The sequence below is a fragment of the Lutimonas sp. genome, from assembly GCF_051011215.1.
In the GTDB taxonomy this organism is placed as follows: Bacteria; Bacteroidota; Bacteroidia; order Flavobacteriales; family Flavobacteriaceae; genus Lutimonas.
The window spans coordinates 1-12,731 of the sequence record NZ_JBPCUJ010000077.1; the positions used below are offsets into that span (position 1 = coordinate 1).

Annotated in this window: 9 protein-coding genes; 7 read left to right on the forward strand and 2 right to left on the reverse strand. The window is 38.6% G+C overall.

All coding sequences use genetic code 11. The features are described from left to right. Positions 1-58: 58 nt before the first annotated feature. The 6 genes from ACR2MV_RS07225 (at position 59) to wecB (ending at position 6,980) form a co-directional block, all read left to right on the forward strand. A complete protein-coding gene (locus ACR2MV_RS07225) occupies positions 59-331 on the forward strand; it encodes a DUF4834 family protein (RefSeq protein WP_434021234.1) in 273 nt (90 codons plus the stop codon). Next, a complete protein-coding gene (locus ACR2MV_RS07230) occupies positions 312-2,786 on the forward strand; it encodes a YfhO family protein (RefSeq protein WP_434021235.1) in 2,475 nt (824 codons plus the stop codon). The genes ACR2MV_RS07225 and ACR2MV_RS07230 overlap by 20 nt, the downstream gene beginning before the upstream one ends. A 10-nt stretch (positions 2,787-2,796) precedes the next feature. Beyond that, positions 2,797-3,327: a methyltransferase gene (locus ACR2MV_RS07235; protein WP_434021236.1), complete on the forward strand. Its 531-nt coding sequence runs from the start codon at positions 2,797-2,799 to the stop codon at positions 3,325-3,327. Positions 3,328-3,339: 12 nt separating this feature from the next. Then, positions 3,340-4,542: a glycosyltransferase family 4 protein gene (locus tag ACR2MV_RS07240; protein ID WP_434021237.1), complete on the forward strand. Its 1,203-nt coding sequence runs from the start codon at positions 3,340-3,342 to the stop codon at positions 4,540-4,542. Next, positions 4,539-5,810 (forward strand): glycosyltransferase family 4 protein, encoded by a 1,272-nt coding sequence (locus ACR2MV_RS07245; RefSeq protein ID WP_434021238.1) that lies wholly within the window; start codon positions 4,539-4,541, stop codon positions 5,808-5,810. The genes ACR2MV_RS07240 and ACR2MV_RS07245 overlap by 4 nt, the downstream gene beginning before the upstream one ends. A gap of 84 nt (positions 5,811-5,894) precedes the next feature. Next, positions 5,895-6,980 (forward strand): non-hydrolyzing UDP-N-acetylglucosamine 2-epimerase, encoded by a 1,086-nt coding sequence (wecB, locus tag ACR2MV_RS07250; protein ID WP_434021239.1) that lies wholly within the window; start codon positions 5,895-5,897, stop codon positions 6,978-6,980. 38 nt (positions 6,981-7,018) lie between these two features. Here wecB and ACR2MV_RS07255 read toward each other — a convergent pair whose 3' ends face one another. Further along, positions 7,019-8,470 (reverse strand): pyridoxal phosphate-dependent decarboxylase family protein, encoded by a 1,452-nt coding sequence (locus ACR2MV_RS07255; RefSeq protein ID WP_434021240.1) that lies wholly within the window; start codon positions 8,468-8,470, stop codon positions 7,019-7,021. Between the two features lie 259 nt (positions 8,471-8,729). Between ACR2MV_RS07255 and asnB the strand changes: the two genes are divergently transcribed. Then, on the forward strand, positions 8,730-10,412 hold the full coding sequence (gene asnB, locus ACR2MV_RS07260; RefSeq protein WP_434021241.1) for an asparagine synthase B: 1,683 nt from the start codon (positions 8,730-8,732) through the stop codon (positions 10,410-10,412). A 12-nt stretch (positions 10,413-10,424) separates the two neighbouring features. Here asnB and ACR2MV_RS07265 read toward each other — a convergent pair. Beyond that, on the reverse strand, positions 10,425-12,731 hold a 2,307-nt coding region (locus tag ACR2MV_RS07265), incomplete at its 5' end, for a TonB-dependent receptor (RefSeq protein ID WP_434021242.1).

Consider the following 12,731-nt stretch of genomic DNA (forward strand, 5'->3'; position numbering starts at 1 on the left):
TATATAAACGTTTAAGTTGTCTGCAAATTGTTATTTTTGAAAATTAAATTTAATAATTATGGAGAAGGCTTCAATTCAGGGGTTGTGGTTCATTTTGTTCCTCGTTCTGGGCTACTATGCTTTCAAATGGTTGGCGAGGATATTTCTTCCTTTTTTAATGCAAAAGGCAGTACGGAATTTTGAGAAAAAAGCGAGAGAACAACAAGGGTATCAGCCTCAGCAAGATCATGTGAAAGAAGGAGAGACAGTTGTTGATAAAAAACCAGTTCAAACAAAAGAGAGTAATAATAACGTTGGAGAATACGTAGATTTTGAAGAAGTTGACGACTAGTCCTCACGAGGAGGTTAAAGAAAAAAACGAATCCCCCATAAATTTCAGGAAATATATTCCTTTGCTTATTGCGCTCATAAGCTTTGTTATTGTTTCATTGGCATACTTTTCACCGGTTTTAGAAGGGAAAGAGCTTTTTCAGTCTGATATTGCTCAGTTCAGAGGAATGTCCAAAGAGGTCAATGAATACAGAGAAGCCTTTGAGGAAGAACCCTATTGGACAAACAGAGCCTTTGGAGGAATGCCTACCTATCAGCTGAGTACGTATTACCCAAATGATTATATAAAAAAACTAGATAGTTTGTTGCGGTTTTTACCAAGACCTGCGGACTATTTGTTCCTGTATTTTTTAGGCTTTTTCCTTCTTTTGTCTGTGTTGAAAGTAGACTGGAAGCTGGCTGTTATCGGAGCACTTGGCTTTGGTTTTTCAACCTATCTGATCATTATTTTGGGAGTTGGGCATAATGCAAAGGCCCATGCCATTGCTTATATGCCGTTTGTATTGTCAGGTGTATTACTTGTTTTTCAAAAAAGATGGCTCTTGGGGTTTGTATTAACGGCCTTAGGAATGGCGTTGGAGATCAATGCAAGTCACCCTCAAATGACCTATTACTTGTTGTTTTCTGTCTTGATTTTTGGATTGATCTATTTAATTCAGGCAGTTAAAGAGAAAGAATTACCTGATTTTGCTAAAAAAATAGGATTGCTTATCGTCGCCGTGGTTTTGGCGGTTGGAGTGAATGCTACAAGCTTGCTTGCCACGAAAGAGTATGCGGCTCACAGTACCCGTAGTCAAAGCGAATTAACTATGAATCCTGATGGCAGCCCTAAAGAGATATCCACTGGATTGTCAAAAAGTTATATTACTGAATACAGTTTTGGTTTAATGGAAACATTTGATTTATTCATACCTCGTTTTATGGGCGGATCAAATAATGAAAAGCTGGATAAAGATAGTTTTACATACCGCTATTTAAAGGATAAAGCAGGTAGAAAGCAGGCCTTGGGTTTTGCTGAAAATGCACCAATGTATTGGGGAGAACAACCCATTGTTGCGGCGCCTCCTTACATAGGAGCTATTTTTATTTATTTATTCGTATTGGCAACCTTTTTAATCAAAGGACCGATTAAAAAGTGGCTGGTAGCGGCAACTGTTTTTTCCATTGTTTTAAGTTGGGGTAAAAACCTGGACATTGTCACAAACTTTTTTATAGACTATGTGCCATTGTACAACAAATTCAGAGCAGTATCTTCTATTCAGGTGATTGCCGAGGTTTCTGTTCCTTTGTTAGGGATTTTAGGAATACAGCATTTTCTTTCGGATACATATTCAAAAGAAGAAAAAATGAAAGCCTTTAAGTTTGCCGGACTGGCCGTTGTTGGAATTGCCTTGTTTTTTACGGCATTTGGGGCGAGTTTATTTTCTTTTGAAAGTTATAGAGACGGGAATTACGAGCAAATGCTGGCGGGCTTGGCGGATGTTTTGAGAGAAGACAGAAGAACTATATTTTTTCAGGATAGTCTTAGAACCCTTGTTCTAGTTGTTGTAATTGCGGGCCTTCTTTGGCTTTATATGGAGAACAAAATTAAGAGAAACGTGGTGATCGGGGGATTGCTGATGCTGGTGTTACTTGATTTGGTGAATATCGATAAGCGCTATGTAAATAATGATGATTTTATAAGTAAATCCAGACTGGAAAAACCTTTTGAATTGAGTCAGATGCAGGCGGAGATCTTAAAGGATAAAGGACATTTTAGGGTGATGAATTTTATGGTGAACCCGATGAATGATGGAAGTACTTCATTTTATCACAATTCTATTGGTGGTTATCACGCCGCAAAACCAAGAAGATATCAGGAATTATTTGATTTTCAGATAGCTAAGAATAATATAGAGGTGTTGAATATGCTCAATACCAAGTATTTTGTTTTCCCTGGTGAAAATAATATTGAAACAGTACAGTACAACGAAGACGCCAATGGCAACGCCTGGTTTGTAGATGAAATTCAGTTTGTAGATACGGCTAATGAAGAAATACGCTCTTTGGATAGTTTGAAGACAAAAACAGCTGTTGTTATCAACCGGGAGTTTGAAGCAGGTTTCGTTGATTTCAATTTTGAAAAGGATTCTTTAGCGAACATCAGTCTGACATCCTACAAGGCGAATGAAATTAGTTATGAATCTAATTCAGCTATAGATCAATTGGCAGTTTTTTCTGAAATGTATTACAAGGATGGATGGAATGCCTATATTGACGGAAAGTTGGTTCCGCATATAAGAGCGAACTATGTTTTAAGGGCTTTAAAGATACCGGCAGGAAAACATGAAGTTGTTTTTAAATTTGAACCTCAGGTAATTCAAACCGGGAACATGATTTCGTTGATATCATACGGTTTGTTGATTTTGCTTTCTGTGGGTTGGTTTTTTAAAGAACGAAAGGATCAAAAAGCATAAATTTATTTGAATGGCTCAATTTAAATCCTATAATACCGTACCAAAAAAAAGATACAACCATACGGTTGAATTCTTACAGTCTGTGTTGCCGGCTCCGGCAACCATACTTGATTTAGGTGTTAGAAATGAATTGAGTGAAATCTTGGAGACTTATGGCTATACAGTATACAATACGACGGGAGAGGACCTTGATTTTGATTATAAGAACGTACTTAACTATGAGGTTGATGCAGTAACAGCTTTCGAGATTTTTGAACATTTGATTGCACCGTTTAATGTGTTGAATACGGTGAAGGCATCTAAGTTGATTACAACCGTGCCTCTTAAGTTATGGTTCGCAAGTGCCTACAGAAGTAAAACTGATCAATGGGATCGGCATTATCACGAATTTGAAGATTGGCAGTTTGACTGGTTATTGGAAAAATCAGGATGGCATATCAAAAAAGTTGAAAAATGGTCGAGTCCTGTGAAGAAAATAGGATTCAGACCTATTTTACGGAGATTTACACCAAGATACTACGCCGTTTATGCGGAAAGATAGACCAGGAGCAACATGAGAATTGGAATGATTTTAGACAAGACCTTTCCACCTGATCCTCGGGTTGAGAATGAGGCCTTGGCATTAATCAATGGTGGTCATCAGGTTTTCCTGTTCTGTTTGGGGTATAAGGGTTCCTATGAGGAAGAAGAGTACCATGACATTCAGGTAAAGAGATATACCAGTAACAGACTGGAGTATAAATTATCGGCACTTTCTTACACACTTCCCTTCTATAAATCGATGATGTCCAAAAAAGTGGCTCATTTTATGGAGATGAATAAAATTGATGTTATTCATGTGCATGATATGGTGGTAGCCGATGCTGTATTGAAGGCAAATAAAAAGTTTCAACGCCCCTTCGTGTTGGATTTGCATGAGAACAGGCCGGAGATCATGAAGTGGTATCCTCATATGCAAACCTTCCCTGGGAACTTAATGATCTCTGCAAAGGCGTGGAAAAAGAAAGAGAAAGAACTGGTTAAAAAGGCAGATAGAGTCATCGTAGTAACCAAAGAATCGAAGGATGAATTAAAGAACCGAGCCAAAGTTCCTGCTGAAAAAATTGTGGTAGTTCCGAATACAGTTAAGAAGTCATTCTATAAGGACTATACGACTGAATTCTCTATATTAGAAAAATATAAAAACAAGTTTGTACTGCTATATCTGGGAGATACTGGTCTTAGAAGAGGTTTGTTAACCGCTATAGAGGCAGTTGGAATTCTGGCTGAAGACAAGACAATGAAAGAGCAGATGAAGCTTGTCATTGTCGGACAGAATTCGACAGATTCAGTATTAAAACAGAAGGTGAAAGAACTGGATTTAGAAGCTGTGGTCGATTTTGAAGGCTGGCAGGATGTGGGTTTGTTTCCAAGCTATTTATTAGCTGCACATGTGGGTATATCGCCACTTCACAAGAATTTACATCATGATACTACCTATGCCAATAAACTATTTCAATATATGAGCTTTTCGATACCCTTATTGGTGAGTGATGTGTTGGCGCAAAAGAACCTGATCAATCAGGTGCATTGTGGTCTAGTGCATAAGGATTCCGATGTGCAGGATATGGCTGACAAAATTTTGACATTGTATGATGATCCAGCAAGGGCTCATAAAATGGGGAAACAAGGCAGACTATTTATAGAGGAAAAATTTTCCTGGGAACGTGTATCTGAAAATTTGAAGGATGTGTATTTAGATTTTGAAAAATTGTGAAAGTTTTATTAATCACATATTATTGGCCACCTGCCGGTGGTAGTGGCGTTCAGCGCTGGCTTAAGTTTGTCAAGTATTTTTCCGATGTTGGCATAGATCCTGTAATCTTTACGGTTGAGAATCCGAGTTATGCTGTTGAAGACAGTTCTTTACTTGAGGAGGTACCCGAAGGTGTTGAAATTATAAGGGAACCACTATGGGAGCCAAATCAACTTTTGTCAAAGCTCCATAAAGGTGGTGAAAAGGAGAGTGCGGGATTTCTGAAACCGGATCCGTCGTTTATTGATAGACAAATGCACTATATCAGGGCCAATTATTTTATTCCGGATGCAAGAAAATTTTGGATAAAACCATCCGTGCGACGATTGTTGTCATTTTTGAAAGAGCATCAGGTAGATCTTGTCATTAGTACGGGACCGCCGCATAGTGCACATATGATTGCCTGTGAATTAAAGAAAAAAACGGGCATTAAGTGGCTTGCAGATTTTCGAGATCCATGGACCAATATTGATTATTTTCATAATTTACCCTTACGCCCAAAAGCTAGGCAAAAGCATCATGAACTGGAGGATGAGGTCCTGAAAAGGGCAGATGGGATTCTCGTAGTAGGTAAAACTATGAAAGAAGAATTTATAGACCGAAATGATAAAGTTTTTGTGTTGAGTAATGGGTATGATGATGCTCATATTCAGCATGACATTGTTCGTGATTCAAAATTTAGTATTTCACATGTGGGAATGATGAATGCCGATCGCAACCCCATAGTATTTTGGCAGGCATTAAGCGAATTGGTTTCAGAACATGAAGATTTCGCTCAAGATCTTAGCGTAAAACTGATAGGTAAATGCGACCCGCAAGTGTACCAGACTGTCAATGATTTTAAATTAAATTCATATGTGAATTTTATAGCCTATGTGGCGCATTCAGATGTGTTAAAGTATCAACGTGCCTCGCAATTGCTCTTGCTGTCAGTTAACAATGTGCCTTCAGCAAAATCTGTGGTAACTGGAAAGGTATTTGAATATTTACAGAGCAATAGGCCCATTTTAGGAATCGGACCTTTGGATGGCGATTTGGCCGAGATATTGAAGGAGACGGCTTCGGGTCAAATGGTAGATTTCAATGATCTTGCAGGTGTTAAAAAAGAATTACTCAGCTATTACCAGGCTTTCAAGAATGGAGCGTTGGTGCTCGCGTCAAAGAATATTGAAAAATACCATCGAAAAAATTTAACAAAAAAATTGGCAGGCATTATAAAGGAACTGTAAATTGTAGCCAGCAATGGTTTGATAATTAAGAAATGTAAAGAATCATCTGTTGAGGGACCCCCATTAAATTTATTCATCAATTAAATGAAAAAAATAGTTAGCATATTAGGAGCACGGCCTCAGTTTGTGAAAGCAGCAGTATTAAGTAGGATTATTAAAGAGCAACAGGAATTTGAGGAGGTAATCATCCACACCGGACAGCACTTTGATGCCAATATGAGTGCTATTTTTTTTAAGGAAATGGAAATCCCTGCACCGAGTTATAATTTAAACATCAATGGAGGAACACACGGTCTCATGACCGGTAGAATGCTTGAAAGGATCGAAGAAGTTTTGTTGGTGGAAAAACCAACTGCGGTACTGGTATATGGGGATACAAATTCTACTTTGGCAGGAGCTTTGGCTGCAAAGAAGTTAGGTATTGATTTGGTCCATGTTGAAGCAGGGCTGCGATCTTTTAATATGAGCATGCCGGAAGAGGTGAATAGAATTCTTACAGATAGAATTGCGGATTTATTGTTTTGCCCTACACAAACAGCCGTTCAAAACCTGCAAAAGGAAGGGTTCGATAATTTAGATGCCAGGATTGAGTTGTGCGGTGATATTATGCATGATTCGGTAACTTTCTATGCTGATTTATCCACATCGCGTTCTGATATTTTAAAGAGGTTAAAATTGAGTCAAAAAGAGTTTGTTTTGGCAACTATTCACCGACAGGAGAACACGGATTCAAAGAGAAAATTGTCATCGATCATTGAGGGTCTGAATAAAATTTCCAAAGAAATACCAGTCATTCTACCCATGCATCCAAGAACCAGAGATATGTTGGATGCATATCAGCTTCAGTTTGATGGACTGGCGATCGATCCTCTTGGTTATTTTGATATGTTGCAATTGTTACAACATTGCAGTATCGTAGTTACTGATAGTGGCGGTTTGCAAAAGGAGGCTTATTTTAATTCAAAACCATGCCTGATAGCAAGAGAGGAAACGGAATGGCTTGAGCTGGTAGATAAGGGATATGCTGCTATTGTAGGAGCGGATGCCAGGAAAATATATCAAGGTTATAGGCTGTTTGGCGATGAACATCCCGTTTTTAAGCCTGGCCTCTATGGAGAGCAGGTCGGATTATCAATTTATAGGTCCTTACAAAGATTTTTAGAGCGATAATTATTCATGCTAAAATAATTGTAATAGCACCTTTGCCCTTATTTTTCTTCAAAGTAACACAGTGTTTTATCCAGACATTCCTCAATCATGAGAATGGCCTGATCCACTTCCTTCAGTTTGGTTCTGAAAGAAAGAATCGCAATTCGAATGACGAATTGGTTATTGATCAACGTAGAGCTGAAAAAACTACTTCCATTGGCATGCATATGATCAAGCAGTTTTCGGTTAAACCGATTCAGGTCAGTCGTTTTTGAAGAATACCAAAAATAGGAAACCGAAAGATCGGGTTCCGGCCCTAATGAAAATCCGATGCGCTGCAGCTCAGATCGCATGTATTCTGTGAGATAGAGTTTTTCTTCCAGGCAGGCTTTAAATGGTTTTATTCCATGCAATTGTAAAGGTAACCACATGCGCATACCTCTAAAATGCCGCGTCAATTCTGGTGAGACATCGGCCGGATTTAGAGGACTGGAATCCTGTAAGGCATCCTGCATATAACTGGCAGTTTGGTGATGAGAATGAAACACTGCTTTTTTATCTTTGACCAAAACTGCACCGATACCATAAGGCAGAAATAGCCCTTTGTGCGGGTCTACCACCAGTGAATCGGAAAGTTCTATCCCCTTAAACAAATCATTTTTTGAATCAATAAGTTTGAAAAAACCTCCATAGGCTGCATCTACATGAAACCAGAGCTGGTATTTTTTAGAAATCAAAGCAATTTCTTCTAGGGGGTCTACCGCCCCTGTATCAGTAGTTCCTGCCGAAGCAACCACCAGGAATGGATTCAAGCCTTTGTCTATATCCTGACGTATAAGCGCGTCTAATTCTAAAGGGAGCATTCTCGATCGATTGTCAATGTCTACATAACGTATGATACAATCTTCAAGCCCTATAATGCGCAGGGCTTTTTGAATACAATGATGCGCCTGTTTACTTAGATAAATAACACTTTTTTCAATGAGAGCTCCTTTTATCTGATGTTTGTCTCGCGCAGATGTAAGTGCAATTAAATTTGCAATGGACCCTCCAGAAGTAAGATTGCCAATTGCGGTTGCAGGATAGTCAAAAAGAGTGCACATCCAGCGGATTAATTCATTTTCCATGGCCACACCTCCCGGAGACGCGTAATGCATTCCTGCATATTCATTTGAAACAGCTACCATGAAGTCTCCCAGGGAAGCACTAAAAATACCACCTCCGGGAATATAACCAAAGTGTTTTCCTGAAGCTGCGTTAATACCTTTATTGGGTACCTCTTTTTGAAAGATGTTGATGATTTCTTCCAAGGTTTTTGTTTTTTCACTAATGGCAAAAAGGGGTGTCTCGGGTGGAGCCGGATTAAACGTTTTCTGATCACCTAAGGACTGGATGAATTCATTTGAAAAAGAATTGACTTGCGCATAGTACTGATCTCTATGAGTCATATTCGGTTCTAAAACCTTTGATAGCTTGGAAAGTGCTGCTATTTTTTTAATTAATTCATTCATTATTGGGGGAGCATTTTTGTCAATGGTAAACTTACAAGTTTTTAGTTTTGATTCCTATTTCAGAGAGGTTCTAAGGTAGAAGATACTGCCCATCATTTCAATCCGTAAATAAATGAAATACTTTCTGTTTATTATTATTACATATATTAACTTAATTAATAAAATAAGTTTCATTTTATAATTAATATTGAATATTATGTTTACGTAATGAAATAATTAAGGCATATTTGCATCATAATAAAAATTAAATAGAAAAGACATGTGTGGAATAGTTTGTGCATTTGATTTAAAAGAGAAGGCTGAGGTTTTAAGACCACAGTTATTGGAGATGTCTAAAAAGATCCGTCACCGCGGACCAGACTGGAGTGGAATTTATAGTAATGATAAAGCAATTCTGGCTCATGAACGTTTGGCAATTGTAGATCCTGCTTCGGGGAAGCAGCCTTTATTTAGCGAGGATAAAAAACTGGTTTTAGCAGCCAATGGAGAAATATATAACCACCAGGAATTGCGCAAGCAGTTTGAAGGATCTTATAACTTTCAGACAGATTCTGATTGTGAGATCATTTTGGCCTTGTACCAGAAGAAAGGAGTTGATTTTGTTGATGAAATGAATGGTATTTTTGGTTTTGCAATTTATGATGTTGAGAAGGATGAGTACTTTGTTGCCAGAGATCATATGGGTATTATTCCACTATATATCGGATGGGATGCGAATGGAACTTTCTACGTGGCTTCTGAGTTAAAGGCTTTAGAAGGAGTTTGCACAAAAATTGAATTATTTCCTCCGGGACATTATCTGTCAAGTAAAGAGGGTGAATTGGTAAGATGGTATGACAGAGATTGGACCGAGTTTGATGCAGTCAAAGAAAACCAAACTAGTATTGATGAATTGCATGATGCTTTAGAAGCGGCTGTTCACAGACAGTTGATGAGTGATGTGCCTTATGGTGTGTTGTTGTCGGGAGGATTGGATTCGTCAGTGACTTCCGCTTTGGCTAAAAAATATGCAGAAAAGAGAGTAGAATCTGGTGATACCCAGGAAGCCTGGTGGCCAAGATTGCATTCTTTTTCAGTTGGTCTTGAAGGATCTCCAGATTTGGCAGCAGCGCAGAAGGTGGCAGATCATATCGGAACAGTACACCATGAAATTAAGTTTACGATTCAGGAAGGTCTGGATGCTATAAAGGATGTAATTTACAACCTTGAAACGTATGATATCACAACCATAAGGGCTTCTACACCCATGTATTTGATGGCAAGAGTGATCAAATCTATGGGAGTAAAAATGGTATTGTCCGGTGAAGGAGCGGATGAGTTATTTGGAGGATATTTATATTTTCACAAAGCGCCAAGTGCTGAAGAATTCCATAAAGAAACAGTGAGAAAGCTTGAAAAATTGCACATGTACGATTGTTTGAGAGCCAACAAATCATTGGCATCTTGGGGAATTGAAGGAAGGGTGCCATTTTTGGATAAAGAATTTATGGATGTTGCCATGAGAATTAACCCTGAAGACAAAATGATTAATGGTGAAAGAATGGAGAAATGGGTTGTTCGAAAAGCTTTTGAACAGTATTTACCAGAAAGTGTGGCATGGAGACAGAAAGAACAGTTTTCTGACGGAGTAGGGTATAGCTGGATCGATACTTTAAAAGAGGTTGTAGATCAGGAAGTCTCAGATGAGCAATTGGCAAATGCGAAATATAAGTTTCCAATTCAAACGCCAACATCGAAAGAAGAATTCTATTATAGAAGTATTTTTGCGAGTCATTTTCCTTCAGATACAGCAGCACTTTGTGTACCTCAGGAAGCATCAGTTGCCTGTAGTACTAAAATAGCATTGGAGTGGGATGAGAGTTTCAAGAACATGAACGACCCTTCAGGAAGGGCCGTTGCAAATGTTCATGATGAAGCGTATAAGAGCACTCAGGAGGTGTAATTTCAGGACGTTCTAAAATTCAATCATAAGTCCTATTGAAGGAAGCACAGTTCCGACGGTATTTTCTATTTCTTGAGTGAGGTAGCTGTCAGGGTTGTTCGGATCTTCAATAGGATTTCCGTTATCGTCTCTGACCACATCGAGATAAGGCTGTGTTTCTGTTTGAAAATTATAGATGTTTTGTATGTCCAAATAGGCATTCAGGGCCCATTTTTTAAAGAACCATCGCTTGTCCACCCTGAGATCAAGTCCATGAGAATTCCCATTTCGTTCCGTATTTAGTAAATCCCAGTCATTAATACCTCGTTGGGTGACATCCCAGTTTTCCTTTTTGGAGGATTCTTCTATGTCGTATGGGGTATAGGGTGAACCACCAAGGAACCTGAATTTTGCCCCGATCTCCCAGTTTTTTCTCAATTTTTTACCCGCTGTAATGTTAAGTACATGGCGATTGTCCCAGGAAGAGGCAACATATTCTCCATTTTTGTCTTTAAACTCACTTCTCACAAAGGTGTAAGAGATTAGTCCGTATACGGATGAGCTCAATTTTTGTTGTAAAAAGAATTCTAAACCATAACTTTTTCCCATCGATGTTGAAGTAGCAGGTTCGTTTCCAATAACGCCAAAGTCTCCACCAAGATTGGCAAGTGATATGCTATCATTGGTGAGAAAAGGATAGTCATCATATTTTTTATAGAAGGCTTCAACCGTAATCTTAGAATATTTGGTAGGATTGTATTGTACTCCACCCACGATGTGATCACTTTGTATGTAGGTAATGCCATTATCTTTATTCACCAGATTTCCGTCATTATCGCGGTAGCCCATTACTGTGTAGGCTGGTAACTGGTAGTATCTGCCAAGATTAAAACTTGCTGAAAACTTCTCTGTGAATTGGTAAGAGGCAGAAAATCGTGGAGATAATTGATCTAAAAAATTAGACATCTCTTCCGAGTAGCTATTGGCATCTGTTCGAAGTCCTAGGGATAGTGACAGTCGTTCGCTAAAAACCGATTTACTCACATGTGTGAATAAGGAATACTTTTGCATGGTAAATTCAGAATCAAAATCTATAATCGTAACTTCTCCGTTGATCACCCGTTCGTTGAAGGTAGAGTTGGTGTATTTGACATGTTCAAAACCTCCACCAATATTCCAATCCCAACCGTTCATTCTCTTTGTGCTTTCAACGCGCAATTTATTTTCTATCTCTTCAGAATTATAATCGTATAGCAAATTTTCAGGGTCCTCTACGTTGTCTTTGTATTTGACAGCGCTGTTGTTTAATTGATTTCGACTAATGACAACATTCTGAAAACTATTTTTTGAGAAGTGCTTCCAGTTCGCACCAATGGTATAATTCCATTGGTTGTTTACGGGAAGGTTGCCCAGAATATAATTGTTTCTGTCGATGGTTTCCTGATCTGTTTCACCGTCATTCACATCTTCATTCAATTCAAAGTTGTCGATGGCGCCCAGTCCTACGATGGTCAGTTGATCCTTTTCTCCAAATTCAAAAAAGTGTTTGTACTGAAAATCATTGTATGTTGGTAAAAATGGAAGTTTTAAAGCCTGAAATAGAAACTGTAAGTAAGATCTTCTTGCGGATAAGATAAACGAAGAATTTTCTCCGGTCGGACCATTAAGTGTCAGTCCGATATCACTTGATCCCACCATAAAGCTACCGCCAAGTTTTTCTCTGTTTCCGGTGATTTGTTGAAATTCCATGACCGAACTTAAAGTATTACCTCGGTTGGCAGGAAAAGCACCAGAATAGAAATCTACGTCTCTAATAAAATTCACATTGATCATTCCAACAGGGCCTCCTGAAGAACCCTGGGTGGCAAAGTGATTTATATTGGGTATTTCGATTCCGTCAAGATAGAATCTGTTTTCATTAGGGGCACCACCTCGCACGATGATGTCATTCCTAAACGAAACTGTGGTTGCGACCCCTGGAAGTATTTGAATAACTTTCGAGATGTCGCGATTTGTTCCGGGATTTCTATATATTTCAGTTGCTCCAATGGTTTGTTTACTTAAGGGGCTTTCTGCAGATTTTTCTATTTGATTTGTTTGAATAACTACCTGGTCAAGAAGGGCGCTCTCTTCTGAGAGAGCAATATTTATTTCCGTTACGCTGGTTGAGCCAACGCCTATTTCATAAATGTAAGTGGTTTTGAATCCTACAAAGCTACAGGTCAGATTGTATACTCCTGGTTGTATGTTTGAGATTTCGAATTTACCATTTTCATCCGACGTAGCGCCCATCTGGGTGCTGTCTATTACAATGTTGGCAAATGGAATGCTTTCATTGTT

Coding starts and splice junctions, on each gene's coding strand:
- ACR2MV_RS07225 (WP_434021234.1), top strand. CDS start 59: ATGGAGAAGGCTTCAATTCAGGGGTTGTGGTTCATTTTGTTCCTCGTT.
- ACR2MV_RS07240 (WP_434021237.1), top strand. CDS start 3,340: ATGAGAATTGGAATGATTTTAGACAAGACCTTTCCACCTGATCCTCGG.
- wecB (WP_434021239.1), top strand. CDS start 5,895: ATGAAAAAAATAGTTAGCATATTAGGAGCACGGCCTCAGTTTGTGAAA.
- asnB (WP_434021241.1), top strand. CDS start 8,730: ATGTGTGGAATAGTTTGTGCATTTGATTTAAAAGAGAAGGCTGAGGTT.
- ACR2MV_RS07235 (WP_434021236.1), top strand. CDS start 2,797: ATGGCTCAATTTAAATCCTATAATACCGTACCAAAAAAAAGATACAAC.
- ACR2MV_RS07255 (WP_434021240.1), bottom strand. CDS start 8,470: ATGAATGAATTAATTAAAAAAATAGCAGCACTTTCCAAGCTATCAAAG.